The 24,896-nt window shown below is 69.4% G+C and carries 24 protein-coding genes; 8 read left to right on the top strand and 16 right to left on the bottom strand.

Annotated elements, in window-relative coordinates; translation table 11 throughout:
- Positions 1 to 39: 39 nt before the first annotated feature.
- Complete coding sequence (locus LTL01_RS00835; protein WP_236967013.1) at positions 40 to 789, bottom strand: tyrosine-protein phosphatase; 750 nt, start codon at positions 787 to 789, stop codon at positions 40 to 42.
- A gap of 223 nt (positions 790 to 1,012) precedes the next feature.
- On the opposite strand from LTL01_RS00835, the gene LTL01_RS00830 reads away from it, so the two are divergent.
- Both LTL01_RS00830 and LTL01_RS00825 read left to right on the top strand, forming a co-directional pair.
- A complete protein-coding gene (locus tag LTL01_RS00830) occupies positions 1,013 to 1,840 on the top strand; it encodes a UbiA family prenyltransferase (protein WP_236967703.1) in 828 nt (275 codons plus the stop codon).
- Positions 1,837 to 3,249, top strand: coding sequence for a phytoene desaturase family protein (locus LTL01_RS00825; protein ID WP_236967012.1), 1,413 nt, complete (start codon positions 1,837 to 1,839; stop codon positions 3,247 to 3,249). Before LTL01_RS00830 ends, LTL01_RS00825 begins: the two co-directional genes overlap by 4 nt.
- A gap of 36 nt (positions 3,250 to 3,285) precedes the next feature.
- Here LTL01_RS00825 and LTL01_RS00820 read toward each other — a convergent pair whose 3' ends face one another.
- Genes LTL01_RS00820 through LTL01_RS00810 form a run of 3 tightly spaced genes read right to left on the bottom strand, consistent with a single transcriptional unit; the run spans position 3,286 to position 5,939 of the window.
- The gene (locus LTL01_RS00820) at positions 3,286 to 3,891 is read right to left on the bottom strand and encodes a flavin reductase family protein (protein WP_236967011.1); all 606 of its coding nucleotides are present in this window, start codon (positions 3,889 to 3,891) and stop codon (positions 3,286 to 3,288) included.
- On the bottom strand, positions 3,878 to 4,915 hold the full coding sequence (locus LTL01_RS00815) for a methionine synthase (RefSeq protein ID WP_236967010.1): 1,038 nt from the start codon (positions 4,913 to 4,915) through the stop codon (positions 3,878 to 3,880). The genes LTL01_RS00820 and LTL01_RS00815 overlap by 14 nt, the downstream gene beginning before the upstream one ends.
- Before the next feature lie 31 nt (positions 4,916 to 4,946).
- Positions 4,947 to 5,939, bottom strand: coding sequence for a putative oxygenase MesX (locus LTL01_RS00810; RefSeq protein ID WP_236967009.1), 993 nt, complete (start codon positions 5,937 to 5,939; stop codon positions 4,947 to 4,949).
- A 122-nt stretch (positions 5,940 to 6,061) separates the two neighbouring features.
- Here LTL01_RS00810 and LTL01_RS00805 point away from each other — a divergent pair, with 122 nt between their 5' ends.
- The 4 genes from LTL01_RS00805 to LTL01_RS00795 all read left to right on the top strand — a co-directional run bounded on the left by LTL01_RS00805 (position 6,062) and on the right by LTL01_RS00795 (position 8,473).
- On the top strand, positions 6,062 to 7,003 hold the full coding sequence (locus LTL01_RS00805; RefSeq protein ID WP_236967008.1) for a LysR family transcriptional regulator: 942 nt from the start codon (positions 6,062 to 6,064) through the stop codon (positions 7,001 to 7,003).
- Between the two features lie 94 nt (positions 7,004 to 7,097).
- The gene (locus tag LTL01_RS00800) at positions 7,098 to 7,907 is read left to right on the top strand and encodes an SDR family oxidoreductase (RefSeq protein WP_236967007.1); all 810 of its coding nucleotides are present in this window, start codon (positions 7,098 to 7,100) and stop codon (positions 7,905 to 7,907) included.
- Between the two features lie 78 nt (positions 7,908 to 7,985).
- Complete coding sequence (locus tag LTL01_RS14955; RefSeq protein ID WP_488180693.1) at positions 7,986 to 8,105, top strand: DUF8730 family Cys-rich protein; 120 nt, start codon at positions 7,986 to 7,988, stop codon at positions 8,103 to 8,105.
- The gene (locus LTL01_RS00795; RefSeq protein ID WP_236967006.1) at positions 8,087 to 8,473 is read left to right on the top strand and encodes a rhodanese-like domain-containing protein; all 387 of its coding nucleotides are present in this window, start codon (positions 8,087 to 8,089) and stop codon (positions 8,471 to 8,473) included. The genes LTL01_RS14955 and LTL01_RS00795 overlap by 19 nt, the downstream gene beginning before the upstream one ends.
- Positions 8,474 to 8,501: 28 nt before the next feature.
- On the opposite strand, the gene LTL01_RS00790 is transcribed toward LTL01_RS00795, so the two are convergent.
- From LTL01_RS00790 to LTL01_RS00770, 5 genes are all read right to left on the bottom strand, one after another.
- Positions 8,502 to 9,437: an NAD(P)/FAD-dependent oxidoreductase gene (locus LTL01_RS00790; protein ID WP_236967005.1), complete on the bottom strand. Its 936-nt coding sequence runs from the start codon at positions 9,435 to 9,437 to the stop codon at positions 8,502 to 8,504.
- Positions 9,438 to 9,507: 70 nt separating this feature from the next.
- Positions 9,508 to 10,314 (bottom strand): alpha/beta fold hydrolase, encoded by an 807-nt coding sequence (locus LTL01_RS00785; protein WP_236967004.1) that lies wholly within the window; start codon positions 10,312 to 10,314, stop codon positions 9,508 to 9,510.
- Between the two features lie 549 nt (positions 10,315 to 10,863).
- Positions 10,864 to 11,913, bottom strand: coding sequence for an ABC transporter substrate-binding protein (locus LTL01_RS00780; protein WP_236967003.1), 1,050 nt, complete (start codon positions 11,911 to 11,913; stop codon positions 10,864 to 10,866).
- Positions 11,910 to 12,707: an alpha/beta fold hydrolase gene (locus tag LTL01_RS00775; RefSeq protein ID WP_236967002.1), complete on the bottom strand. Its 798-nt coding sequence runs from the start codon at positions 12,705 to 12,707 to the stop codon at positions 11,910 to 11,912. The genes LTL01_RS00780 and LTL01_RS00775 overlap by 4 nt, the downstream gene beginning before the upstream one ends.
- Positions 12,704 to 13,747, bottom strand: a complete 1,044-nt coding sequence (locus tag LTL01_RS00770) for an isopenicillin N synthase family dioxygenase (protein WP_236967001.1) — start codon at positions 13,745 to 13,747, stop codon at positions 12,704 to 12,706. Before LTL01_RS00770 ends, LTL01_RS00775 begins: the two co-directional genes overlap by 4 nt.
- Before the next feature lie 138 nt (positions 13,748 to 13,885).
- Between LTL01_RS00770 and LTL01_RS00765 the strand changes: the two genes are divergently transcribed.
- Complete coding sequence (locus LTL01_RS00765; protein WP_236967000.1) at positions 13,886 to 14,452, top strand: helix-turn-helix domain-containing protein; 567 nt, start codon at positions 13,886 to 13,888, stop codon at positions 14,450 to 14,452.
- A 424-nt stretch (positions 14,453 to 14,876) separates the two neighbouring features.
- Here LTL01_RS00765 and LTL01_RS00760 read toward each other — a convergent pair whose 3' ends face one another.
- Positions 14,877 to 15,209, bottom strand: coding sequence for an ArsR/SmtB family transcription factor (locus LTL01_RS00760; RefSeq protein WP_045246029.1), 333 nt, complete (start codon positions 15,207 to 15,209; stop codon positions 14,877 to 14,879).
- Positions 15,210 to 15,287: 78 nt separating this feature from the next.
- On the opposite strand from LTL01_RS00760, the gene LTL01_RS00755 reads away from it, so the two are divergent.
- Positions 15,288 to 17,324, top strand: coding sequence for a heavy metal translocating P-type ATPase (locus LTL01_RS00755; RefSeq protein ID WP_236966999.1), 2,037 nt, complete (start codon positions 15,288 to 15,290; stop codon positions 17,322 to 17,324).
- 39 nt (positions 17,325 to 17,363) lie between these two features.
- Here LTL01_RS00755 and LTL01_RS00750 read toward each other — a convergent pair whose 3' ends face one another.
- From LTL01_RS00750 to lnt, 6 genes are all read right to left on the bottom strand, one after another.
- A complete protein-coding gene (locus LTL01_RS00750) occupies positions 17,364 to 17,759 on the bottom strand; it encodes a DUF4307 domain-containing protein (RefSeq protein WP_045246023.1) in 396 nt (131 codons plus the stop codon).
- A gap of 10 nt (positions 17,760 to 17,769) precedes the next feature.
- The gene (locus LTL01_RS00745) at positions 17,770 to 19,749 is read right to left on the bottom strand and encodes a bifunctional copper resistance protein CopD/cytochrome c oxidase assembly protein (protein ID WP_236966998.1); all 1,980 of its coding nucleotides are present in this window, start codon (positions 19,747 to 19,749) and stop codon (positions 17,770 to 17,772) included.
- A 129-nt stretch (positions 19,750 to 19,878) separates the two neighbouring features.
- On the bottom strand, positions 19,879 to 20,895 hold the full coding sequence (gene ccsB, locus LTL01_RS00740) for a c-type cytochrome biogenesis protein CcsB (protein ID WP_045246027.1): 1,017 nt from the start codon (positions 20,893 to 20,895) through the stop codon (positions 19,879 to 19,881).
- 77 nt (positions 20,896 to 20,972) lie between these two features.
- Positions 20,973 to 21,851 (bottom strand): M23 family metallopeptidase, encoded by an 879-nt coding sequence (locus tag LTL01_RS00735; RefSeq protein WP_236966997.1) that lies wholly within the window; start codon positions 21,849 to 21,851, stop codon positions 20,973 to 20,975.
- 21 nt (positions 21,852 to 21,872) lie between these two features.
- Entirely contained in the window at positions 21,873 to 23,279 is a 1,407-nt protein-coding gene (locus tag LTL01_RS00730; protein ID WP_048809230.1) for a M23 family metallopeptidase, read from the bottom strand.
- Complete coding sequence (gene lnt, locus LTL01_RS00725; RefSeq protein WP_101305216.1) at positions 23,276 to 24,895, bottom strand: apolipoprotein N-acyltransferase; 1,620 nt, start codon at positions 24,893 to 24,895, stop codon at positions 23,276 to 23,278. The genes LTL01_RS00730 and lnt overlap by 4 nt, the downstream gene beginning before the upstream one ends.
- Position 24,896 lies beyond the last annotated feature (1 nt).

Raw genomic sequence — 24,896 nt, 5'->3', positions numbered from 1 at the left:
GCCCCGCCCCGGCGATCGACACCGACGGGATCTTCGGGATCACGAGCCTGGAGCTCGGCTGACGGCATCCGGAGGGACGTGTCCGCGCCAGGTCGTCACGGCGCGGAGGGTGGCCTCGTCGAGCTGCGCGTGCCGGAACCACTCGTCGAGGTCGAGCCGGTCGTAGATCGCGCGGAACGCGGAGTCGGCGGTGTGTCCGTGAGCGTCGAGCACCTCGAGGCGGCGCTCCACGTCGAACGACCGCTCGTGCAGCGCACTCATCGCCCCCGCGTTGGCGAACGAGGCGAGGTAGTCGGCGAGCGCGGCGTCACTCGTGACCTCGACGGCGCGCAGCAGCACGGCCGCGACGAGACCCGTGCGATCCCACCCCGCCCCGCAGTGGAACAGGATGCCGCCCTCCGGCGCGGCCGCGATCGCCTCGAGCACCCCGGCGAGGCGATGCGGCAGCTCGCGGAGATGCGCGGCGTAGTAGAGAGGCGTGCCCCACCGCCCGTCTCGCTCGAGCTCCTCCCAGAAGTCGCGCTCGTCGCCGTCGAGGTCGACGCGGAGAACGGTCAGGTCATCGGGAACGGCATCGGTCACTTCGTCCGGACGCCGGAGGTCGAGGACCGTGCGCACGCCCGCCTCCCGGAGCGAGGTCCATCCCCTCCCCGTCACGCGATCGAGGTTCTCGGCACGGAAGAAGACGCCCTCGGGCGTCAGCGACCCGTCGCGCCGCTCCCGGCCGCCGAGATCGCGCACGTTCGCCAACCCCTCGACACACAGGCCGCGCCCCACCTCATCCTTCATCCGGGTACCCTCCCACCTCGCCCTGGGAGGTCCCGGCGAAAGTTAGAATCGCGTCACACCCCATCGCGTGCGGCACCCGCCGTCCTCAGGAGTCGGAGTCCTGCCATCGCCGTTTTCCGCGCACCCGCGTCGCCCGCTCCCCGCGGAGGCCGCCATCTCTGAGCACGCCGGGGCAGTCCGCCGCACCGGACCGGCCGTCGCCTGGCACGCGCTCGTGCGTCTCATCCACATCTCGCGGCCCGTGCTGTGGATCAACACGATCGGATCGGGCGCGGTGGGCATCTGGCTCACGGGCGTGCCGTTCGACCTGCGGGCGCTTCCGATCCTCCTGTGGCTGACTCTGCCGTTCAATCTGCTGATCTACGGCGTGAACGACATCTTCGATCAGGACACCGACGCCCTGAACTCCCGCAAGGGCACGATCGAGGGCGCGCGCATCCATCCGCGCGAAGTCCGGCTGATCGTGTGGGCCGTCGCGGCGCTGAACATCCCTTTCCTCCTCTACTTCCTGCTCACCCTCCCCCTCCCCGCCGTCGGGCTGATCGCGATCTACGCGGGCGTCTTCGTCTTCTACTCCGCCCCGCCGCTGCAGTTCAAGCGGCGCCCGTTCCTCGACTCGCTCAGCAACGCCGCGTACGGGATGCCGCTGCTGATCATGCCGATCGCCCTCGGCGCCGCGCCCGTGTGGCCGGCGATCCTGGGCCTGTTCGCCTGGAGCATCGCCAAGCACGCGTACGACGCCGTGCAGGACATCGACGAGGACCGCGAGGCGGGCATCACCACCACCGCCGTCCGACTCGGCCCCCGCGGCACCGCGATCTGGAGCGGCGCCTGGTGGATCGTCGCCACCGTGCTGTTCGCCCTGATCAGCATTCCCGTCGCCGCGGTGAACCTCGCGATCTCGGGGGTCCTCGTCGTGTGGATGCTGGTCCGCCCGACCCCGGCGACGGGGCGGCGTCTGTACCCGCTGTCGATCGCGTTCCCCTACATCGCCGGTTCCGTCGCGAGCGGTCTGCTGCTCGCCGCCATGTTCTTCGGGCTCTACCCGTGAGCCGCATCGTTGTCGTCGGCGCCGGACTCGGCGGGCTCGCGGCATCCGCTCTCCTCGCCCATGCCGGACACGACGTCACCCTCCTCGAGTCGCGCGAAACCGTCGGCGGCAAGAGCCGACGCCTCGACGTCGGCGGCGAGCGCATCGACACCGGCCCCTCGCTCGTCACGTTCCCCGGAGTCTGGGAACGGCTCCTCCGCCTCCTCGCCTCGGGACCGCGGCCGATCACCGGGGTCGCCGACCTCGAGCTGGAGCGCCTCCCCGAGGTCGGTCGCTACTACTACGACGGTGAGGACGTGACGCTCCCCGTCCCGCCGGAGCACCCCTGGTATCCCGCATGGAAGCGCTTCAGCGACCTCCACGCGCCGCTCGCCGACGATGCGACCGCACTCCTCGTCGCCGATCCGCTCGACCGGTCGTCGCTGCCGGCGCTGCGGCGGCTGCTGGCCGTCTACGGCCGGCGCCTCAGCACGACCGCGTACCTCGACAGTCTCGACTGGATGCCGGAGGGGCTCCGCGAGATCATCGCGATCCACACGCTGAACGCGGGCGTCTCGCCCGCTCGCACCCCCGCGCTCTACGCGAGCATGCCGGCGATCATGGCCGCGTCGGGTGTCTGGGTGCCGCGCGGCGGTGTGTACGAGATCGTCCTGGCGCTGCAGCGCCTCGCCGAGGCGGCGGGGGTCGACATCCGCACCGGCGCAGCCGTGACGCGCATCGACCGCGGACGGGTCACCACGACGGATGCCGCGTACCCCGCCGACATGGTCGTCAGCGGTCTCGACGCCGACCGGCTCGACGCGCTCCTCGGCCGAGACCGGCCGCGGAGGTCATCGCAGACCCTGTCGTGCTCGGCGGTGGCGATCTACGGGGTGCTCCAGACCCCGCTGCCGGAGGACACCTCCGCGCACAGCGTCATCCTCCCCACCAAGCCCGCGGCGCTCTACCGGAGCCTCGCCGCGGGTGACGAGCCCGCCGACACCATGGCGTTTGTGAACCACTACCGCGCGGGCGAGATCTACCCCAACGACCGGAGCACGCTGGGCGTCCTGCTCACGAGTCCCGCCGACGGCGCGGAGTACTCGCTGGAGCACTCGTTCGTGCGCCGCGAGGTCGAGCGCATCTCGCGGACGATGGGCCTCGACACACCCCTCACGGACGCGATGACCGACATCGTCGTGCTCGACCCGCGGTACTTCGGCACCTTCGGCGAACCCCACGGCGCCCTCTACGGCACGGCGCGCCCGCTGTGGATGAGTGGCCCGTTCCACCGGCCGGCGCAGCACGACCTCCGGACGTCCTGGCTCTGGCGGGTCGGCGCCTCGGTGCACCCCGGCGGCGGCATCCCGGCCGTCCTCGGCGGCGCGATGATGACCGTGTCCAAGCTCCTGGCGAAGCACCCCGCCTGAGCGGGAGCACCCCGGTGGCGGGCAGTCGACGCGGCCTCAGCCCTCGAGACGCGAGCCCTCGCTGAGGCGGTGCCAGCTGCGGTTGTGGTGCACGAGGGCATCGCCCGGCTCCCCGGGTGCGACGTCGCGCTCGATGTGCGACTGCAGCGCGTGCGCGGCGATCACGGTGGACGTGCCGGCATCCATGCGGTTGATGACCGCGCAGCGCACCCATGCGCGAACGCCCCGGTACACCGGCTCGCCCGTCGTCAGGCGCGTCCAGCGGCTCTCGTCAGCGAAGCGGTCGACGCCGCTGGTCGCACCGAGCCTCGCGAGGTCGATGTCGTCGGCGTCCAGGAGGTGGACCACGACTGTCTCGGCCCGCGCGAGGGTCGCCGCCGCCGACGACAGCGTCGAGATCGAGAAGATCAGCAGCGGCGGATCGGCGCTCACCGACGCCACCGACGTCGCCGTGAGCGCGACGGGTCCGTCGCCGGCATCCGCCGTGATGACGGAGACACCCGCGGGGTGACCGCGGAAGAGCGCCTTGAAGTCCTCCGCGGGGAGCGACGTGGCGAATCCGGCCTCGGTGACCTCGGCGGGTTCGAGGGGGTGCGTCGGCGCCCAGGCGTGGGGCGACGAGGCGTTGTCAGGACTGGGCACCGGCGATCTCCTCCCGAACGATGCGGGCACCTGCGCTCAGTGCGCTGAGCTTGCCGAGGGCCACATCCCGAGGCAGAGGCGCCATGCCGCAGTTCGTGCTCGCAACGAGCTTATCCGCGTCGACGAAGGTCAGCGCCCTCCGGAGGGTGTCGGCGACCTCATCGGGTGTCTCGACGGTTTCGCTCGCGACGTCGATCGCCCCGAGCATCACCTTCTTGCCGCGGAGGATCTCGATGAGGTCCATCGGAACGTGCGAGTGCTGGGATTCGAGGGAGATGGTGTCGATGCTCGAGCGCTGCAGCAGCGGGAACGACTCCTCGTACTGGCGCCACTCCGACCCGAGGGTCGCCTTCCAGTCGTTGTTGGCCTTGATGCCGTAGCCGTAGCAGATGTGCACGACGGTCTCGGCGCGGAGCCCCTCCGCCGCGCGTTCGAGGGCCGCGACCCCCCAGTCGCGGACGTCGTCGAAGAAGACGTTGAAGGCCGGCTCATCGAACTGGATGATGTCGACCCCGGCGGCTTCGAGTTCCCTCGCCTCCTGATTGAGGATGCCGGCGAACTCCCACGCGAGCTTCTCGCGGCTGCCGTAGTGCCGGTCGTACAGGGTGTCGATCATCGTCATCGGGCCGGGAAGAGCCCACTTGATCGGCTGATCGGTCTGCTGACGGAGAAATCGCGCGTCGTCGACGAAGACCGGCTTCGGGCGGCTCACCGCGCCGACGACGGAGGGAACGCTGGCGTCGTACCGGTCGCGGATGCGGACCGTCTCGCGCTGCGTGAAGTCGACGCCGTCGAGGTGCTCGATGAAGGTCGTCACGAAGTGCTGACGGGTCTGCTCGCCGTCGCTGATGACGTCGATGCCGCGGCGGGACTGCTCGGCGGCGACGATGCGGAGCGCATCCTGCTTCCCCTCCGCGAGCTGGTCGCCGTCGAGCTTCCACGGCGACCAGAGGGTCTCGGGCTCGGCGAGCCAGGAGGGCTTCGGCAGGCTGCCGACGAGGGAGGTGGGGAGGAGGGTGTTCATATCAGCGGGTCTTCCGAGTGTGGTCCGGGTGTCATCCGACGGGGGCGGGGTGGGCCGCCGCCCAGCGCTGGAGCTCCGCGCCGTGCGGCCTCATGAGGTGCTCCTCCGCGAAGGCCCCCTGGACGACGGCGAGCCGGCTGCGCTCGTCGCGGTCGTACGCGATCAGCGTGCGCGAATAGTCCTGCTGGTCGAGGGTCGGGCGGTAGACGTCGGCGGCGGCGGAGTTGGCGTTGTAGATCTCCGGGCGATAGATCTTCTGGAACGTCTCCATCGTGCTGATCGTGCCGATGAGCTGCAGGGTCGAGTAGTCGCCGAGCAGATCGCCGCGGAAGTAGAACGCCAGCGGGGCCTTCGCCCCGGGCGGGAGGAAGTACCGGCTCTGGAGCCCCATCTTCCCGAAGTAGGCATCGGTCAGCGACGGTTCGTCCTGGCGGTACTCGACGCCGAGCACCGGGTGGTGGTTGCCGGTGCGCCGATACGTCTTGCTGGTCGACACGCTGATGCAGATCACAGGCGGCGCCGCGAAGCGCTCCTCGAACGCCTCGGAGTCGACGAACTCTTGGAAGAGGCGCCCGTGCAGAACACCGAAGTCCTCCGGGATCGTGAACCGTCCGGCCGCCGCGGTGGCCGCCGGCAGGGCGATGCTGAAGTCGTAGTCGCGGATGTAGGAGGAGAAGTTGTTGCCCACGATCCCGTGGTGGCGCTCCCCCGTCCGCCGATCGACGATGAAGACGTCGAGCACCTCGAGGAGCGGGAACTCGCGGTCCTCGCCTTCCGCGGCGAACCGGAGTCCGACGGAGACGATCTCGAGCTCGACCGTGTAGCGGTCGCCGTCGGGGTTGTCCCAGCGGGCGAGATCGTTGAAGCGCCGGTCGATCATCGTCAGCGCGTTGCGGAGGTTCTCGCGACGGTCGTCGCCGCGGGCGAGGTTGGCGAAGTTGGTGGTCGCCCGGGTCCCCTCAGCCGGCGCGTAGTCCTCGTCGAAGCGGGTGGTCGTCGTGGTGAACGTGAACGTGGTGGTCATGGCGGTCGATCCGTGGCTCGTTCGGCCGGGCTCGGCCTTGCGGAGGTCAGTGGTCCATCGTGTAGCCGGGGCGCAGCTATCGAGAAACCACCCCCGGCTATCCGGATCTATAGGATGCCACTATGGCTCGCGGTTCGGACGGCGTCACCCTGCAGCACCTGCGGTACTTCATCGAGGTCGCCGCGGAGGGGTCCATCACCGCCGCCGCCGACCTCCTCTATGTCGCGCAGCCCACGATGTCGGCCGCGATGAAGGACCTCGAGGCGCGGGTCGGCCGGACGCTCCTCCTCCGCTCCGCGCGGGGGGTGACGCTCACGGCCGACGGGACGGAGTTCCTCGGATACGCGAAGCAGGTGGTCGAGCAGATGTCCCTCCTCGAGGAGCGGTACATCGGGCGTCCCCCGTCCCGGCGTCTACTCGCCGTGTCGGCGCAGCACTATTCGTTCGCGGTCGACGCCTTCGTCCGGATGGTCCGGGCGAGCGACGCGGCGGAGTACGACTTCTCGCTCCGCGAGACCCGCACGTGGGACATCATCGAGGACGTCCGCACCCTCCGCAGCGAGCTCGGCATCCTGTATCGGAACGACTTCAACGGCAACGTCCTCGACAAGCTGCTGCGTGACGCGGGGCTGGTCTTCCGCCCGCTCTTCCTCGCGACGCCGCACATCTTCATCTCGCGGAAGAACCCGCTGGCCGCGCGCGACCGCGTGACGCTGGACGATCTCGTGGATCTGCCGCGGCTGACGTTTGACCAGGGCGCGAACAACTCGTTCTACTTCGCGGAGGAGATCCTCTCCACCCTGTCCAGCGCGCGGGAGATCCGGGTCTCGGACCGGGCGACGATCTTCAACCTCATGATCGGCCTCGAGGGGTACACGATCTCGACCGGCATCATCAGCGACGACCTCGACCCGGAGATCGTCGCGATCCCGCTGGACGTCGACGAGCGCATCGAGATCGGATGGATCGGTCGATCGGCGATTCCGCTGACGGATCAGGCCGAGGCCTACCTCGCCGAGGTGCGCACCGTCGTCGCGGAGTTCGGGGTCACGCTGCTGGGATAGGCGCGGGAGCCCGAGTCCGCGGGTTCCCGTAGCGATCGCGGTCCCGCCCCGCAAGTCCCCCGTCGGGGAAATCCCCGCGGGTTACCGTCGCACCATGACCGACACCTTCAGCCCCCGATACGCGATCGTCACCGCATCCGATTCCGGCATCGGCGCCGCCACCGCCATCGCACTCGCGGAGGCGGGGATGGATGTCGGGATCACGTGGCACTCCGACGAGGAGGGCGCGAACGAGACCGCCGACGCCGTACGCGCCCGGGGTCAGCGCGCGGTGGTCGTGCAGTTCGACGCCATCGACCTGGAGGGGGCGCCGACGGTCATCGACGCCCTCGCGGACGAGCTCGGCGGCGTCGACGTGTTCGTCAACAACGCCGGTGGCGGCACCGGCGGCCCGTTCCTCGACATCGACCTCGACGAGTGGCGGAAGATCGTGAGCCTCAACCTCGACGGCGCGTTCGTCGGGATGCAGGCGGCGGCCCGCCGCATGGTCTCCGCCGGTCGCGGCGGACGCATCATCGCCATCACGAGCGTCCACGAGCACCAGCCGCGTGTCGGCAGCTCCCCGTACGTCGCGTCCAAGCACGGCCTCGGCGGTCTCGTGAAGACGATGGCGCTGGAGCTCGGCCAGCACGGCATCACCGTGAACTCCCTTGGGCCCGGCGAGATCGCCACGCCCATCAACGACATGGACGCGGAGGATGCCGAGACCACGCATCGCGCCGGCATCCCTCTCGGTCGCCCCGGCACGCCGGACGAGATCGCCGCGGTCGCCGTTCTCCTCGCCTCCGCCGCCACGTCCTACGTCACCGGAGCCAGCTGGGTGATCGACGGCGGCATGCTGCAGATGGGCCCGCAGGCAGGGTCCCACCTCACCTCCGACGACTGGCGCAGCGCCGGGCAGTGAGTATCGACGGACGCTCCCCTCGATTGATACCCCCCGGGGTATGTTACGATCTCTCCGAACCGACGAAAGGGGCGAGACATGTGCGCTCGAGTGACGTGTGACCAGTGCGGCAAGGCGACCTGGGCCGGGTGCGGCCAGCACGTGGAGGACGCACTTCGGGGCGTCCCGGCGGATGAGCGATGCCAGGGGCACGCGTGATGCGTCGCTGCCTGCGAGCGTCGGCGATCGGCGTGGCCCTCCTCCTCGCCGCGACGGTGAGCGGGTGTGCAGCCACCGTGTCCCCGTCGATCGCCGTCGATGAAGACACCGTCATCGTCGACGTGCGCACTCCGGCGGAGTACGCCGACGGTCACCTGGACGGTGCCGTCAACATCGACCTCCAGTCCGCCGAGTTCGAGTCGACTGTCGCAGCGCTCGACCCCGAGGACGAGTACGTCGTCTACTGCGCGTCGGGCAACCGGTCCGCGCAGGCGGTGGCTGTGATGGAAAGCGCGGGACTCTCCGTGACGGATGCGGGAGGCATCGCCGCGGCCGAGCGGGCAACGGGACTGCCTGTCATTCCGTGAGATGAATGGCCGTGCGGCACCGGGCCGCTCAACTCCGATCAGAGGCGAGAGCGAGACCCAGGGCGTGGCCTGACTCCCACGCGGTGCGCACCGCGGAGCGATCGCCCCACGCGTCGCCGCAGGCGGAGAGCCCGGGCTCGCGGTGGAACGGCGCGCCCTCGGCATGCGCCGGGCGTGCGAACGTCCAGCGGTGGGCGAAGGACTCCGCGGGATCGACACCGATGCCCAACGCCGCGCGGGTCGCCGCGATGACGGCGGGAACGGCGCCGGTCGGTTCGTCGAGGTGCCGTCGCGCGAGGTAGGACGTGGTGTGAACCACGAGCACCGGCACTCCGTCACCGCGGCGGTCCCCATCGTCGGCGATGAAAGCGATATCGGGGTGGCCGTCGACGAACGCGCCATGCAGGTCCTCGGGCCACTGGCGCGCATCCCATCGCAGCGCGACGGCGATGACCGGCTCCCAGTCACCTCCGGCACCAGGCGCGTTCTCGCTCAGGCGCGCCGCCTGCGGTCCGGGCATCGCGAGGACGACCTCTCCGGCGTATTCGCCGCCAACGCGGTACGGCTCGACCTTCTCGATCGTGGTCTCGAGCCGAACGTCGAGGCCCTCTGCGAGATACTCGGCGAGTGACCGCAGACCGCGCGGGGCGGCCCAGCGCACGGGCCCGCTCATGCGGGTCTGGGCCCCCTCGGCGTCGACCACCGAGAAGGTGTCGGTCCAGGGCCGGGCGAGGCCGCGCTCCTGCCAACCTGCGACGACCTGCGCGAAGGGTGTCGACCCGGCGACCACAAAGTACGACGCGCCGAGGTCGACGGGCCGACCCCACAGCGTCCGGCTCGCGAGGCGACCGCCGACACGGCGCCCGCGGTCGAGGACCCTCACGGACAGCCCTCCGGCCTTCGCCGCGCGTGCACACGCGAGTCCCGAAATGCCGCCGCCGACCACCGTCACATCCACTGCCATACGCCCCATCCTCCCGTGCGAACACCCGGGACGGGCTCGAACCGCGTCGCGGGCGGGGAGGTGGGCGCCGTCAGTTCTCGGCGTCGCGGAAGAACTCCAGCCCGGCCGCGCGGAAGTCCCGGGATCCCGGAGTGTTGAAGTGGTGCCGGCCCGGGATCTCGACGAATGTGCCGTTCGGGGTCGCCTCGGCGAGGCGTAGCGACCGCGGCAGGATCGCGTCCTCACTGCCGGTGGCGAACAGCACCGGCTGCTGCGGAGGTCGAGCCGGATCGGGGTCGCCGTCCTCACCGAAGCGCATCCCCTCGGCCAGCGCGACGAGAGCTGTCAGATCATTCCCCGCCACGCGCTCGGCCAGGGTCACGTAGTTGCCGGTGACCTTGTCGGTGACCGGTGTTCCGTCTGCGACGTAGGCCTTCGCCTGATCGAGCTGGAGGCGCGCCAGAGGCGTGCCGTCCGGGATGCCGCCGAGAACGGCGCGGGTCACGAGCTGCGGGCGGTCGACGGCGAGCTGCCATCCGACGCGGGCCCCGAGGGAGTATCCGAGATACCGCGCGGAGTCGATCAGGTACGTGTCGAGCACCGTCGCGAGGTCATCGATGAACGCACGCATCTCGTAGGCGCGAGGATCGTGCGGCTTGTCGCTCGCCCCGTGCCCGCGCTGATCCACGCCCACGACGCGGAATCCGGCCCGGGTCAGGTCGCGAACCCAGCCGGTGCTCACCCAGTTGTCCCGGCAGCTCGACGAGAATCCGTGCACGGCGAGCACCGTCTCGGCATCCGGATCCCCCCACGAATACGTGGCGATGCGGTAGCCCTCGCCCACCATGACGTACTGCGGATCGGGCATCTCGGTCAGCGGGCGCGGTGCGGCATCCATGCGCCCATTCTCGCGCCGACAGGATGCCGGGTGAGAGTCGAGGGCAGTGCCCGCCTCACCGCGTTGACACCTGCACTAGCTTGAGATCGTGGACAACAGGAGCTTCTTCTTCGCCCTGTTTGTCATGCCGATCATCATCGGGCCCTCCTCGGCGGGCTCTTCGCGCTCCTCGCCGCGCTCGTCACCGTCAATCTTGGGTTATCCAAGCTCGTGGGCGCTTCGCTGGATCTGCTTATTGCTCGAATGAAGGGCCGCGCCGCGCGCAAGCGGGATGTGGGTGCAACCGCAGATGCGGTGCTCCGGCGGCGTGACTGCGGTTCGCGCCGCCGACCGGATGTAGGGATCGCTAGCAGTTGTCCACCTGGCGACGTTAACCTGCGGTGTCCGTAGACAAGATGTCTACGAGAGCAGGGTCTAACAACGCTCCGTCTTGTCCATAGCCGGCCACCAGGCCAGGTGCAGGCCGCGCTAACCACCGCGATGCTGCAGCCCCACGCCGGCCGGTCCACCCCCCGTGGGGGCGGACCGGCCGGCGTGGGACATTGCGCGTTAGCGGAGGTCTGGGTGGTCTGCGTAGACCTCCTCGAGGAGGCTGAGGTCGAACAAGTCGGCGGCGCTGATGGTGATGCCGGCCCGCTGCAGGCTGGTGATGGTGCTGTCTTGGAGGTCCTCACTGACGGTCAGCATGCCGTTCGCGGCGGTGTCGTCGGACGTCGCCAACTCGATGATCTGTTCCGCGCTGAGGATCGCCTTTTGGGGGTCGAGGTCGAGGTCCTTTCCGTACTGGGAGAGGGCGAGGTCGACACCCACCTGGGGGTCGGCGGCGAAGTCGTTCCAGCCGCGGACTTTAGCCTCGAGGAAGGCCTCGAGGTCGGCGCGGTGGGTGGCGATTTCGTCGTTGGTCACGGCGATCACCTGACCGACGAAGGGCATGCCGTTGTCCGCCAGGGAGAGGTTGGCAACGTCGAGCCCCTGCATCGAGAGGGTGATGGGTTCGTTCGTGAGGTAGGCGACGAACGCATCTACCTCGCCGTTCGCGAGCGGTGCCGGGTCGTACTGCACGGGCACGATCGTCACCTGAGACTCGTCGATGCCGTTGGCCTGCAGGAACGCGGCGATCAGTGCGGTATTTCCGTCCTGCACGCCGATCCGCCTGCCCACGAGGTCCGCGGGGGTTTCGATCCCGCTGGAGGCGAGTGAGACCAGGGTGTAGGGGTTGCGTTGGAGCCCGGCGCCGATGACCTTCAGCGGCGCCCCCTCGTTCGCGATCGCCGCGCCGATGGACACGATGTCGGTGATGGCGATGTTGGCGGAGCCTGCCAGCAGCTCGCCCACGCCGTTTGAGGGACCGGGGATGAGGGTGACCTGACCGAGGCCGGCGGCGGTGTTGTAGCCGTTCGCGTCGGCGAGGTAGTCCGGGGAGAACTGCTCGTTGAGGATCCAGCTCAGCTGCACGGACAGGTCGCGGTCCTCACCTGCCGCGCCCGATGAGGTGCTCGTCCCGGCGGTGCCGGCGCAACCGGCCAGGGCGAGGACGGCGGTGGCGACGACAGCCACGAAGGTGGCCGCTCGCCGGGTAGGGATGCGGTGGTGGCTCATTGGATCTCCTGGGCGATCGGGGTGGAGGGCGAGGGCGAAGGTGCAGTCGAAGAGGGTGCGTCGACGATGCGCAGGAACGTGAGCAGCTCGGACACGAGCGCCGCCGGTGCGGACAGCTGGGGTGCGTGGTCCGCGGGAAGCGTCACGACGCTGCCGCCGGGCGTGAGCTGCTGCATGAAGCGCTGAAGCGAGAGGGGGATGGACCGGTCGTTCGCGGCCTCGATGTAGAGGCGGGGAATGCTTCCGAAGCGCGCGGTGGTGGTGGTGACGGTCATCACGAGGCCGTGGTGGTGCTGCGGGGTGAGACGACGAGCGGCGGTGATCGCTGCGGCCGGGGGTGCGTCGTGGAAGAACACGGCGACGCCGGCGTCGGCAGGCACCACCGTGGTGAACTCGTCGGGCCGCTCCAGGAAGGGTAGGACCCCATCAGTGAGCTGGATCACCGACGCGGCCTCGGCACACAGCTCCGGGAAGGTGCGGTTGGGCGGCAGCAGGATGCCGGTGACGTAGACGATGCCCGACACACGATCGGGAAGAAGCTCCGCGACGGCGGAGACGACGACCCCGCCCCCGGAATGGCCGACGAGAACAACGTGGTCGCGTTCCCCCATCTCCTCGATGACGGCTGCGACATACCCGTCGAGGTTCGCGTCCTCGACGGCTGTAGGAAGGTCGAGGGCGGCGACGGCGTACCCTGCGTCGCGAAGGTCGGGAGCGATGGTGTCCCACACCCACCCCGCCGCCCAGGCGCCGTGAATTAGGACCACCAGCGGCGCCTGGGCGGGGGTGGTCACTGGGCGGCCAGGACGCGAGCGGCCTCCCGCTCAGCGGAGACGTTCTTACGGCCCTGCTGCGAGCCGCCGAGCTTGGCCATGATGTGTTCGAGGACCGTGACCGGGGCGTAGTGCGGCTCAGTTCCTTTCGGGACAAACGTGGGGATGGTCTCGATGAGCGCATCGGCGTTGCCGTCGTGGAAGAAAGCGACGGAGCGGCGCCGTTCGATCTTCCCGTCGATGACCGGAGGCTTGACGCGGTGCAGCGTGGACATCCACTGGTCGTTCGTGTAGCGGGCGGCGACGTCGCCGAGGTTCACCAGCAGGGCGCCGTCGGCGGGCTGCACGTCGTGCCACGCCCCGTCCGCGCCGAGCACCTGCAGGCCTGCCACTTGGTCCGCCCACAGCACGGTGACCAGCCCGAAGTCGGTGTGCTCACCCATGCCGGTGAGGTCCGCGCCGAGCTCGATCGCCCCCGGCGGCAGGGCGTAGTTGTTCATCCGCAGCACATCTAGGGAGTGATCCGTGACGGTGTCGAAGAAGTCGGACGGCACCGACAGCGCGTCAGCGAACACTCGCGTCAGAACGCGGGCCACGCGCGCCGCTTCGTCGTAGTACGCCGACACCTGCACGCGAAACTGCGGGTTGGTCTCGTCCGGCCACGTGTTCTCGGCGTACGCCTCGACCGCCTCACCCGCGTCGGGGTAGTCGCTGGCAGCCGCGCCGACGTTGAACGCCTCGAAGAAGTCGTTCATCCGGGTGACGGGATCCACGCCGAGGCTGTAGGACAGCGACTCGCTCTTGGGTGGGCTGTAGCCGCGGTTCTCCCCCTTGGGGCGCACGTACTGCTTCTTGGTGTCGAGGTCCTGGCCGAAGAACTCGTCGACCGCGACCTGCAGGCCGGCGATGGTCTCGTCGGGAACGCCGTGCCCGACGATCTGGACGAAGCCGACCGTGCGGCAGGCCTGGTCCATCTCCCGGGCGGTGGCGGCACGCTCGGCGTCGGTCCCGCCGCGCACGTACGAGGTGATATCGACCGTGGGTACGGTGAAAGAACTCATGGGTCTGCTCCCTGCGTCAGATGATCCGAACCCCGCATCGTGCAGGGCCTTGGGTGGAACGGCACCACGGTAGGAAGTTAAATTTTCTAATCCAGAACAAAATTGTTTCATGGTGGTTAAATTGTCCGAGGAGGTGCGATGGACGATCCGGTGGATCAAGCCCAGTTGCAGACCGCGATCGGACAGGCGGTCAGGGCCGCGCGTCGAGGCCGCTCGCTGACCTTGCAGCAGGTGGCGACGGCCAGCGGGGTGTCAGCGGCATTCCTCAGCCAGACCGAGACCGGCAAGGCAGTGCCGAGCATCATGACGTTGCACCGCATCGCGATCGCACTCGGCACGACCACCCATGAACTCCTTGCGCAATCCACTCGATCCTCACCCACGCTCATCGACGCCGATGTGGAGCCGGTGCGATTCCGGGACGGTGTCGACATCCGGTTCCTTTCCGCCGGCCGCCCGAAACTCACCGTCAACGAGCTGCACGTCGCACCAGGTGCGGATGCCGGCGAGCACACGTCTCACACCGGCGACGAGCTGGTCTACGTGATCACGGGGATCGTCCTCGTAGAGCTGCAGGACGATCGGCTCTACCGCTTAAAGGCAGGTGACGCGCTCAGCTACTCCGCCGAGACGGGACATCGATGGTCCAACCCCGGAACGGAGCCGTCCACCTTCCTGATTGTGAATGCCCCGCCGTCGTTCTGACCCGCCCACCCGGAGCGCAAGACCGGTGGTGACCCTGCGGGGTGCAACCACGTCCACGCGGATGCCGTGGATCCGTACGGAGGGTCGCGCATTCGATGCAGCCACCGGCTCAGGCCAGCGAAATGTCCAGATGGACACCGCGCGGACATCTCTGCCGCGAGATGGACATCTTCGAGCGATCCCTACTGTAGGTTCCCGCTCGAGATGGCGAGGAATGCCGCGATTCCACGGTAGTTGGCTGGGGTTTCGGGTTCAGGATTCCGCGAGTAGTGGCGGATTCTTACAAGAGCTCATGGCCGTCGCGGCGATCGGCTACACACCATGCAGCGTGTCCGAACCGGCAGCGACGCGCTCTCCCCGGCCGCAGCAGCGCCCCCCGACGTGAACGGGAATACTCTCGTCAATCGGGGAGCTCCGGCAGGCGTCATCCTCCGCCGGGCAGATGCTCGAGGTGCCCGATGGCCTCCTCGAGCAGTTCGGAGACGTGGTCGTCGAAGAGCGAGTAGTGGATGTGCCGGCCGTCGCGCGTGCCAAGGACCAGGCTCAGATGCCGCAGCAGCCGCAAATGGTTCGATGTGGTCGTCTGTCCGATGTGCAGCTGTTCGCTGAGGTCGGTCACGGTGCTCGGCTGAACACTCAGCGCGCTCAGAATGCGCAGCCGCACAGGTGACGCCAGTGCCTGCATGATCTCGGCGAGACGCTCAGCATCCGCTACGGACAGGGTGCCTGCTTCCCGACGCGTCTCAGTACCGGCCATGCTCACCATTGTGCCCTCCGATCACGATAATCATTCACAACTACAATATATCATGATCTTGTGATGTATCCTGGTCGCATGACTGCTTCTTCCCCGACGACTACCGCGCCCGCTGCGGAGACGCACGACCATTCCCACGGTTCGGCCCGGTGGGAGCTGTGGTTCGCGATCGCCGCGGGCGTGACCTACGCCGGCGGGATGATCGCCGAGTTCGCGTTGGGGCTGCCGATGGTCGGGTGGCCGTTGGTGTTCTTCCTCGCCACCTACTTCTTCGGTGGGTTCTTCACGTTCCGCACCGCGATCGCCTCGACGATGCGAGGGAAGTTCGAGGTCGACTTCCTCATGCTGGTGGCCGCGATCGGCGCCGCCCTCATCGGCCGGTGGGCGGAAGGGGCGGTGCTGCTGTTCCTGTTCAGCCTCGGCCACGCGCTCGAGGAATACGCCCTCAGCCGTGCCAGCAAGTCCATCGAGTCCCTGGCCGAGCTCGCTCCCCGCAGCGCCCTGGTGCGCCGCGGCGGGGACGAGCCGGTGGAGGTGCCGGTGGAGGAGATCGTCGTCGGGGACATCGTCGTCATCCGCCCGAACTCCCGCATTCCCTCAGACGGGTTCGTGATCTCCGGGGTGTCCGCGGTGGATCAGTCCGCGGTCACCGGGGAGTCGATTCCGGTGGGGAAGGAGCCGGTGGCCGACCCGGAGCGGGCGATGCGCACCGTCGACACCCTGCCCGCCGCCAACCGTGTGTTCGCCGGCACCGTGAACGGGTCCGGCGTGCTCGAGGTCGAGGTCACCGCGACCTCCGCGGACTCGACGCTCAGCAAGGTCGTCGAGCTCGTCCGCTCCGCCGACCAGGCCGCCTCCCCCACACAGCAGTTCATCGACCGGTTCCAGCGTTGGTACGTGCCCGCCGTGATCCTCGGGGTCGCCGTCACCCTCCTGATCTCCTGGCTCGCGTTCGCGCAACCGTTCCCCGACGCGTTCTACCTCGCCATGACCGTGCTCGTCGCCGCCAGCCCCTGCGCGCTCGCGATCGCAACCCCGGCCGCGGTGCTGGCAGGGGTCGCCCGTGCTGCGCGTGCCGGGGTGCTCGTCAAGGGCGGCGCCCCGCTCGAGACGCTCGGGCGGGTCAAGGCGATGGCGTTCGACAAGACCGGCACCCTGACCTGGGGTGCCCCCCGGGTGACGTCCGTCACCCCCGCCGCCGACGTGCCCGAGTCCGAGCTGATCCGCACTCTGGTCGCTGTCGAAGCGCTCAGCGATCACCCGCTGGCCGAGGCGATCGTCCGCGACCTCGAGCCCCGCGTCCCCCAGGCCGAGCGCCTCACCGCGACAGACCTGAACGCGGTCGTCGGGCGTGGCGTCACGGCGACGATCGACGGCGAGCGGGTCGACGTCGGCAACCTGCGCATGTTCGACGAGCAGCAACTCGCGCTGACCGGCACGCTCGCCGACGCGTACACGCAGGCGCGGGACTCCGGGCAGACGCTGATGATCATCCGCCGTGGCGACCGGTTCCTCGGCATCGTCGGCGTGATGGATGCGTCCCGCGCGGAGTCCGCCCAGGTGCTCAGCGCGCTCCGGGGCGCGAACGTGGGGCAGCTCGTGATGATCTCCGGCGACAACCAGCGCGTCGCCGACGCGGTCGGCCGGGAAGTCGGCGTCGACACCGCGATCGGCGAACTGCTCCCCGAGGACAAAGTCGCTCAGATCACCCGCCTCGCCGAAACCCACCGACCGATCGCGATGGTCGGCGACGGCGTCAACGACGCCCCCGCGATGGCCCGCGCCGACGTCGGCATCGCGATGGGCGCCGCCGGCTCCACCGTCGCGTTGGAAACCTGCGACATCGCGCTGATGAGCGACGACCTCGGCCGCGTCCCGTTCGCCGTGCGGCTCAGCCGCGCCACCAGCCGCATCATCCGGCAGAACCTCATCGCCAGCCTCGCGATCGTCGCGTTCCTCATCCTCGCCACCTTCCTCGGCCTGAACATCGGCGCGGTCGTACTCATCCACGAAGGCTCCACCCTGATCGTCGTCGGCAACGCACTCCGCCTGCTCAACTTCGAGCGCGGCAAAGAGCACCACGGCATCGACCACGAAGACAGGCCCACCGCTTGAGAGACTCAGCCGGCGCAGGCGACGGCCTCCCTTGCGCGGCTATGTGGCCCAGCAGGATTGCACGGTGCCGGTCGTTGCCTGCGCGACGGTCGGGATGGTCTCCACGAGTGCTCGTGTGATCTCCTCGGACGCGGGGTACTCGATGACCCGCCAACCGACGATGCCGAAGTCCTCATCCAATGCCTGCACCGCGCATGCGAACGACGTCCCAGCGGGTGGCGTGGCTTGGAAGGATACGGTCACGGTGCGCGCATCGACCAGCTCGTATCCGGTCTCGTCGAATCCGACGTCGTCGAGCGAGTTCGAGACAGTCAGCCACGAAAGCCCGGCGACAGACAGGATTGCCGCCGTCGCGACGGTGACCCAGAACACGCGGCGGCGGATGGGCCGCGGTCCCCGACCGTAGCGGTCGGCGAGCTCCTCTTTCGTCGTCACGTAGTGCGCCCTATCTGCGGCTGCGAGCATCGCGGTCGGCGAGCTCGGTGAGGCGTGCGTTGTAGGCCTCGAGCTCGGCTTCGCCGGTGCGGTCGGCGTGCCGGTCTCGCCGCTTGGTCTCGCGGTCGTCGCTGCGACTCCACTGAATCGCGACCGTGATCGCGAGGATCAGGGTGGGGATCTCACCGATCGACCACGCGATACCGCCGCCGGTGTACTGATCCTCGAGCGGTGTGACACCCCAGGTGCGACCCATCGACCCGAACCAGTCGGCGACCATCAGCCCCGACTGCATCATGATGGCGATGCCGAAGAACGCGTGCATCGCCATCACACCGATGAGCAGCAGCAGCCTGCCGGCGTAGGGAAGCCGCCACGGCACCGGGTCGATGCCGATCAGGGAGAGCGCGAACAGGTAGCCGGTGATGAGGAAGTGCGCGATCATCCACTGGTGGCCGAGGTGGTCGTACAGCGACCAGCGGAACAGGTCGGTGTAATAGAACACCCACAGTGAGCCGATGAACAGGGCGGCCGCGACGAACGGGTTCGTCAGGATGCGGGCGACGGGCGAATGCACCGCCCACAGGATCCACTCCCGCCCGCCGCGGGTGCCGTCGTCGCGTTTGCGGATCGCCCGGGCGGCGAGGGTCACCGGGGCGCCGGCGACCAGCAGCACCGGGATCGCCATCGTGAGCAGCATGTGCCCCACCATGTGCATGCTGAACAGGTAGTCCTGGTAGACGTTGACGACGCCGCCGGTGACCCAGACCAGCAGCACCATGCCGGCGACCCACATGATCGTGCGATACACAGGCCACGCGTCGCCGCGCCGGCGCAGCCGCCACACCCCGGCGAGATAGAAGAAGATCGCGAACCCGGCGAGCACCGCCCACAACATGTCCACGTTCCACGCGGTGACCCACCGTTCGATCGTGAGCTCCGGGGGCAGCGGGGCACCGGTGAGGCGTTCTGCCGGCGAGGGGATCTCGGGAAGCGGGGCCGGGTTCGGTGGCGGAGTGCGGGCCAGCGCTGCGGCGGCGCCGCTGGCCACACCCATCAGTGCCAGCTCGAACGCGATGAGCATCCAGAAAGGGCGGGATGCCGCGTCGGAGCTGCGCATCCTGCCGATCAGGCGGGTGCGGTACCACGCCCCGAAGAGGCCGAGGCCGACGAGCGCGACGACCTTGATGCCCAAGATCGCGCCATAGGGCGAGAGCAGATCGGACCACTCCTGCAGGCCGATGGCGGCGCGCACCGTGCCGGACACGGCGACGAGCACGAACGCGGCCAGAGCGATGCTCGAGTAGCGGGCGACGAGATCGGGGATGCGGCGACGGTCGAGGGCTGGACGGACGGCGATGAGCAGCAGGAGCCCGCCGAGCCACACCGCGGCGCCGATGATGTGCAGGATGAGCGCCATCATCGCCTCGTGGTGGAAGGCGTCATCGCCGGAGTGCCCCTGCGTGCCCATCGGCACGAGCGAGGCCACCGCCACCAGGGCGACCAGAAGCGTCCCGACCCAGGACCGCACGGCGAATGTCAGGACGGTGAGGGCGGCGCCGGCGACCGTCGTGATCAGCCATGTCCTGCCGACCTCGAGCTCGACGAGGAACCGGCCGAGCTGGGCACCGAACTGGGGGCCTGCGTCGATGGCCGGGTTGAACACGCTGAGAAGCGTGAGGAACCCGGTCGCGCCCGCGGCCACGGTGAACAGGGCTGCAGAGATCGACGCGGTATCGAGGGCGACGTCGAACTCGCGCTCACCGGCCCGCAGCGTGAACAAGGCGGTCACGAGCACACCGGCCATGCCCGCGGCGGCGAGATTCACGACCAGTTTCGTGACCGGAAGCCCCCAGCGCACAACAGGGCCGGCGTCGCCGAGTGGGATCTGCGCAGCACCCCCACCGAACCACAACGCCCCGACCAAGGCGATGAGTGCGACCCCGCCGAGGATCGCAGGCCCTGCGACCCGCAAGACGCGAGGAGTCATTCCTGTCGCGGTCGGAGTGACCGCTGTCCGCGTTCAGTGGCATCCGCACCCGTGGTGGCGGGAATCGAGAGTATCGGGGTCATGTGCGTGCTTTCGGCTCGGGCAAGAGGGCGGGGCAGGGGTGCGGGGTCATGTGAGCCCGGAGTAGGAGTGGAGGCCCTGGAAGAACATGTTCACGATCGTGAAGTTGAACAGCACCGCGACGAACCCGATGATGGACAGCCAGGCGGAGCGGGTGCCGCGCCAGCCGCGGGTCGCGCGGGCGTGGATGTAGCCGGCGTAGAGCACCCAGATCACGAACGTCCACACCTCCTTGACATCGAAGCCCCAGTAGCGACCCCAGGAGTCGTTGGCCCAGATCGCGCCGGCGATCAGGGTGAACGTCCAGAACACGAACCCCACGATCGCGAACCGGTACGCGAGGGACTCGAGCACGTCGGCGGCGGGCAGAGTGCGCAGAAACCCAAGACCGTCGGCGCGGGCAGTGTCCGAGGATGCTCGGGTGCGGCGCTCCCGGCGGGCCTGCAGGAGCTGGGTGATGGAGATGCCGCAGGCGATCGCGAACAGGGCGGTGGCCAGGGACGCGACGAAGACGTGGATGACCAGCCACACGCTCTTGAGCGGATCCATCAGCGGAACGACCTCGACGTAGAACGAGACCGTCGCGCCACCCAGCAGCAGCACCACCATGCCGATCAGGAACGCACCGAGGAAGCGGAGGTCGTAGCGGCGCAGCACCAGCAGGTAGACGGCCACGATCAAGACCGTGCCGGTCAGCGCGAACTCGTACATGTTCGCCCACGGCACCCGCTCCGCGGCGATGCCGCGCAGGATGGTGCCGGCCAGGTGGAACAGGAACGCGAGGACCGTCAGCGACGTCCCGATCCGCGCCCACAGCAGCCGTTGACGCTGCGCGGGCGGCGTGCGAACACTGTCCACCGACCCACTCTGGGCGTTGTCCGTCTGCTGGCCCGCCCGTGCGGTAGCGCCGGCCAGGACCGGCTCCCGCTGCGGGACGCTGGCGGGGACGGAGCGCCCGGCCAGGTCGATGGTGTACGCGATGAACGCGAGCAGGTAGGTGGCGATCGCCGTCCACACCAGCAGCAGTGAGATGCCGTCGAGGGAGAGCGCGTCGGTTCCGGTCATGGCAGGGTCGTCCTCTTCGTCGTTGCGGTCAGGGGGTGCCCGCGAGCGGGGTGGCGCGGTAGATCCGTGCACATCGGTCAGCCCGCGTTCGCTTCCAGCCAGGCCAGCGAGTCCACGGCGGTTCCGTCGAGGTAGACCTCGAAGTGCAGATGGTTCGCGGTGGAGCGTCCCGTGCTGCCGACGAGTCCGACCAGCTGCCCGGCCGTGACGGTCTGCCCGGCGGCGACCTGCCGGCTTCCGGTCTGCATGTGCGGGTACACCGTGCTCACCTGTTGCCCGTTCAGCACGGACTCCACCACCACGGTCACCCCGTATCCGCCGTAGCTGTCCTGCGAGATCCGCACGACGCCGTCGACGGACGCGTAGACGGGGGTTCCGCCGGCAGCGACCATGTCGGTGCCCATATGCGCGCCGCCTCGAGCACCGAAGCGGTCGGTCACGGTGAACGGACCGCCCACCGGCCACCGCACGGCTCCACTGCCTTGGGGCACGATGCTGTAGTCGAAGGGCACCGAGGCGACTTGTGCGGAGGCGCGGGCACGTTCTGCGGCTGCTTCTGCCGCCTTCTTCTGGTCGATCTCCGCCTGGGTGGTGGCCGAGTAGCTCTCCCGTGTGAGCTGCGTCCCAGTCGCGTCGGAGGCGACGATCAAGGATTGCGCGTCCTCGGACGCGACTTGCTGCAGTGTCGGGATCTCGAGGTCCGCCGGCTGCCAGGCGGCATACGCGGGGAGGGCGAAGGTGGCGATCAGGCCGGTGACCACCGTCAGGACCGCCAGGGAGCGCACTGGGCGCAGCGCGATTACCCGACCACGGGCGGACGTTTCTGCGGGCGGGCGCCGTGGGGGGCGGGTGGTGATGCTGGTGACTGGCGGGGTTGCGGCGCGGCGGAGGCTGCGGCGCGTGGGGGGCGTCTGGGGCTGGTCGCCGCCGCCGGGTGGGGTGGTCTGGTCAGTCATGATGTCCTGGTTCGTTTCGGATCAGATGGACACGCCGCGGTCGGCGAGGAAGGGGATGGGGTTGACCGGGGAGCCGTTCACGTAGGCCTCGAAGTGCAGGTTGCAGCCGAACGCGTTGCCGGTGTTGCCTTCGCTGCCGATCAGGTCGCCGGCGTTCACGCGTTGGCCGTATCCGACGTAGAAGCCGCCGGGGCGGATGTGGGCGTATCCGGTGCCGATCCCGCCGCCGTGGTCGATCTTGATGTAGTTGCCGTAGCCGCCGTTGTACCCGGCGTAGACGACGGTGCCGGCCGCGGCGGCGTAGATCCCCGCGCCGCATCCGCCGCTGAGGTCGACGCCGTAGTGGTAGCTGGTCGAGCAGTACCCGTTGCCACACTGGGAGCTGCGCGGCCCGAACCCCGAGGTGCGGTGCCCGGAGGTCGGCCGTGCCCACCCGGAGCTGACCACACCCCCACCAGCACCTCCCGAGGCGGCGAGCCGTTCCGCTTCGGCGCGCTCCGCCGCTCGCCGCTGCTCCTCGGCGATGCGGGCAGCCTCCACCCCGGCCTGATAGTCGGCGATGGTCTTCGCGGTGGTGTCCTCGAGGGCGGCGAGCTGGGCCTGCAGCTCGCCGAGGTGGAGGGTCTGCGCGTCCAGCGCGGCCTGCGCAGCATCGGCGGCCTGCTGCGACTCGAGCATCTTCTGCTCGGCGACCTGCTGCAGCCGGTCGCGCTCATCCCGGGCCACCACCGCCTGATCGGTCAGGCTCTGCGCGGCATCGCGGGCGGTGAGCGCCGCAGCGTAGACGGCCTGGTTGCGTTCCAGCAGCTTGTCCATCACGCCCAGCCGGGACAGGAGATCGTCCGCGGTCGCGGCCGACCCGGAGAGGAACAGCTCGAGGGAGGTGGTGTCGCCCCCGTCGCGGTACAGCTGCGCGGCGATGCGGCCGGCCTTGTTCGCCGCGTCGGTCGCGTTCTGCGCTTCCAGGTCGGCTTGGGACTGCAACGTGTCGGCGCGGATGGATGCGTCGAAGTACTCCTGCTGGGCGGTGTAGAACGCGCCGGCGGCCTGCTCGGCGGCGGTGCGGGTGCGCGCCACCTCGCCGGTCAGGCTTTGGATGAGGCCCTGGATCCGCTGCACCTCGGCAGCTTTGGTGGCCTCGTTCGCTTTCGCGGCCTGCACGTCCTCCCAGGACGGATAGGTCGCCGCGAACGCTGCCGGCAACAGCGGGCCGGCGACCAGGACGGCTGCCGCGCTCAATGTTCCCGCCGTCAGCAGAGTGCGCCGGCTCACCCCGGCCCGGAATGCGCGGCTCTCCGCGGGCGTGGGCGCGCACCCACACTCCTCCGCCGTCAGGTCACCAGGAAGGGTGAGATCGCTGCCCGTCGCCAGCGTTCGCAGCGACCAGGCCAGTCGACCTCCGGCAGGCCTCATCCGTGGCGTGTTCATGGGTGCCTCCCCGGATCAGTCGAACGATCTGCGGCGGCCGCACGCGTGCGGGCACGGTGGGAGAACCCCGCCGCGGTGAGAGCGCCGGCGGCAGCGAGGACGATGAGAGCGGTGAGCCAGGGACCGAGGATCACCGCCGGGGTGAGTCCGGTGCGCAGCGGGACGGTGGTGATCGACGCGTCAACGGTGTCGACGCCGATGCTGTCGACGGTGGTGCCGTCCGGGGTGATGACCTGGCTGGTGCCCACCGTGGAGACGTTGACGACCGCGCGGCCGGTTTCGATGGCGCGCATCCGGGCGAACGCGAGCTGCTGCAGGTTCTCGTCGGTGCCGCGGAAGTCGGCGTTGTTGGTCTGGAACACGAACACCTCTGCGCCGGCGCGGGCACCGTCCCAGATCACGGCGTCGTAGATCACGTCGAAGCAGATCGCCAACCCCACCCCGACGTCGCCGACCTGCACGAGCGGCGGGTTGCTGCCGGGGGTGTATTCGCGTTGGATCAAGCCCACCAGGTCGGGGACGATCAGCTCGTAGAACCACCGGTCCGGCACGTACTCGCCGAACGGGACCGGGTTGACCTTGTCGTGCCACTGCCGGCCCGTGGGATCCGCGGTCCACAGCAGGGACGTGTTGAAGACATCGTCGCCGCGGGTGGTGGCGGCGTTCATCAGCAACGGCGCCCCGGCCGAGCGCACGACCCGGTCCAACGCCTCGGCGGCGGCGGGATCACTGAGCGGGTCGGCGTCGACGCCGCCCTCCGGCCAGGCCAGCAGATCCATCGGCTGCCCGTACAGCGGCACCGTGGCGGCGGTCTGCGCGGCCAGGACGTCGCCGGGCACCTTGTCGTCGAAGTACCCGGTGGGGCCGTTGCCCTGCACCCATCCCACGCGGAACTCCCCGGCCGGCGCGGTGGGGAACTGCGGCGCTATCACCAGGAGAGCGGCGACGCTCACAGCAGGGTGCAACCCGAGCATGAAGCGGATGCCGCCGGCGCGGATCCACTGCACCACAGAGGCGCACAGAATGACGATCAGCAGGGACAGGCCGGTCACGCTCGTCCACGACACGGCCTCCGCGAGCGGGCCGCCCACCTGGGTCATCCCGAGGCGCGCCCACGGGAACCCGGAGTACGGCCACGCACCCATCACCACCTCACGGGCCGTCCACAGAACCCCGATCAGCGGCGGTACCGCGAGCAGCTGCACGAGGCCGCGGGCCGGATAGCGGGCGGTCCACCGGTAGGCGAGCGCGATCGGCACCGCGCCCGCGCCGAACAGGACCGCTTCCAGCCCGGCGAGGGCAAGCCACGGCACCGGGCCGAGGAACTCCCCCACCCACACCAGATGGGTCGTGTAGAACACGGCGCCGAACACAGTGCCGACCAGCAGCGCCCCGCCGATGCTGCGGCCGATCAGGGCCACCAGGGCGACCGTGACACTCACGAACGTCAACGGCCACCACCCCACCGGTGCGGAGGCGAGATCCAGCAGCAGGCCGGCGGCCGCGGATGCCAGCACCGCCGCCCACACCGGCAGCGACCATGCCGCCACGGTGCGGCGCGGCGTCTCCTGCTCCGGCGCGGCGGCCGGGGCGGGTGTCGGCAAAGGCGTGCGCATC

The organism is Microbacterium aurantiacum, from assembly GCF_021654035.1.
Taxonomy (GTDB): domain Bacteria; phylum Actinomycetota; class Actinomycetes; order Actinomycetales; family Microbacteriaceae; genus Microbacterium; species Microbacterium aurantiacum.
Note: the sequence above shows the minus strand (reverse complement) of the source record. Positions and strands in the feature narration are given on the sequence as shown.

Excerpts from the sequence above, each read along its gene's own strand:
- LTL01_RS00730 (WP_048809230.1), bottom strand. The coding sequence starts at position 23,279 with ATGAACACGCCACGGATGAGGCCTGCCGGAGGTCGACTGGCCTGGTCG.
- LTL01_RS00800 (WP_236967007.1), top strand. The coding sequence starts at position 7,098 with ATGACCGACACCTTCAGCCCCCGATACGCGATCGTCACCGCATCCGAT.
- LTL01_RS00835 (WP_236967013.1), bottom strand. The coding sequence starts at position 789 with ATGAAGGATGAGGTGGGGCGCGGCCTGTGTGTCGAGGGGTTGGCGAAC.
- LTL01_RS00735 (WP_236966997.1), bottom strand. The coding sequence starts at position 21,851 with ATGACTGACCAGACCACCCCACCCGGCGGCGGCGACCAGCCCCAGACG.
- LTL01_RS00815 (WP_236967010.1), bottom strand. The coding sequence starts at position 4,915 with ATGAACACCCTCCTCCCCACCTCCCTCGTCGGCAGCCTGCCGAAGCCC.
- LTL01_RS00790 (WP_236967005.1), bottom strand. The coding sequence starts at position 9,437 with ATGGCAGTGGATGTGACGGTGGTCGGCGGCGGCATTTCGGGACTCGCG.
- LTL01_RS00805 (WP_236967008.1), top strand. The coding sequence starts at position 6,062 with ATGGCTCGCGGTTCGGACGGCGTCACCCTGCAGCACCTGCGGTACTTC.
- LTL01_RS00760 (WP_045246029.1), bottom strand. The coding sequence starts at position 15,209 with ATGGCCGGTACTGAGACGCGTCGGGAAGCAGGCACCCTGTCCGTAGCG.
- LTL01_RS00745 (WP_236966998.1), bottom strand. The coding sequence starts at position 19,749 with ATGACTCCTCGCGTCTTGCGGGTCGCAGGGCCTGCGATCCTCGGCGGG.
- LTL01_RS00785 (WP_236967004.1), bottom strand. The coding sequence starts at position 10,314 with ATGGATGCCGCACCGCGCCCGCTGACCGAGATGCCCGATCCGCAGTAC.
- LTL01_RS00780 (WP_236967003.1), bottom strand. The coding sequence starts at position 11,913 with ATGAGCCACCACCGCATCCCTACCCGGCGAGCGGCCACCTTCGTGGCT.
- LTL01_RS00810 (WP_236967009.1), bottom strand. The coding sequence starts at position 5,939 with ATGACCACCACGTTCACGTTCACCACGACGACCACCCGCTTCGACGAG.
- LTL01_RS00765 (WP_236967000.1), top strand. The coding sequence starts at position 13,886 with ATGGACGATCCGGTGGATCAAGCCCAGTTGCAGACCGCGATCGGACAG.
- lnt (WP_101305216.1), bottom strand. The coding sequence starts at position 24,895 with ATGCGCACGCCTTTGCCGACACCCGCCCCGGCCGCCGCGCCGGAGCAG.
- LTL01_RS00795 (WP_236967006.1), top strand. The coding sequence starts at position 8,087 with ATGCCAGGGGCACGCGTGATGCGTCGCTGCCTGCGAGCGTCGGCGATC.
- LTL01_RS00770 (WP_236967001.1), bottom strand. The coding sequence starts at position 13,747 with ATGAGTTCTTTCACCGTACCCACGGTCGATATCACCTCGTACGTGCGC.
- ccsB (WP_045246027.1), bottom strand. The coding sequence starts at position 20,895 with ATGACCGGAACCGACGCGCTCTCCCTCGACGGCATCTCACTGCTGCTG.
- LTL01_RS14955 (WP_488180693.1), top strand. The coding sequence starts at position 7,986 with ATGTGCGCTCGAGTGACGTGTGACCAGTGCGGCAAGGCGACCTGGGCC.
- LTL01_RS00755 (WP_236966999.1), top strand. The coding sequence starts at position 15,288 with ATGACTGCTTCTTCCCCGACGACTACCGCGCCCGCTGCGGAGACGCAC.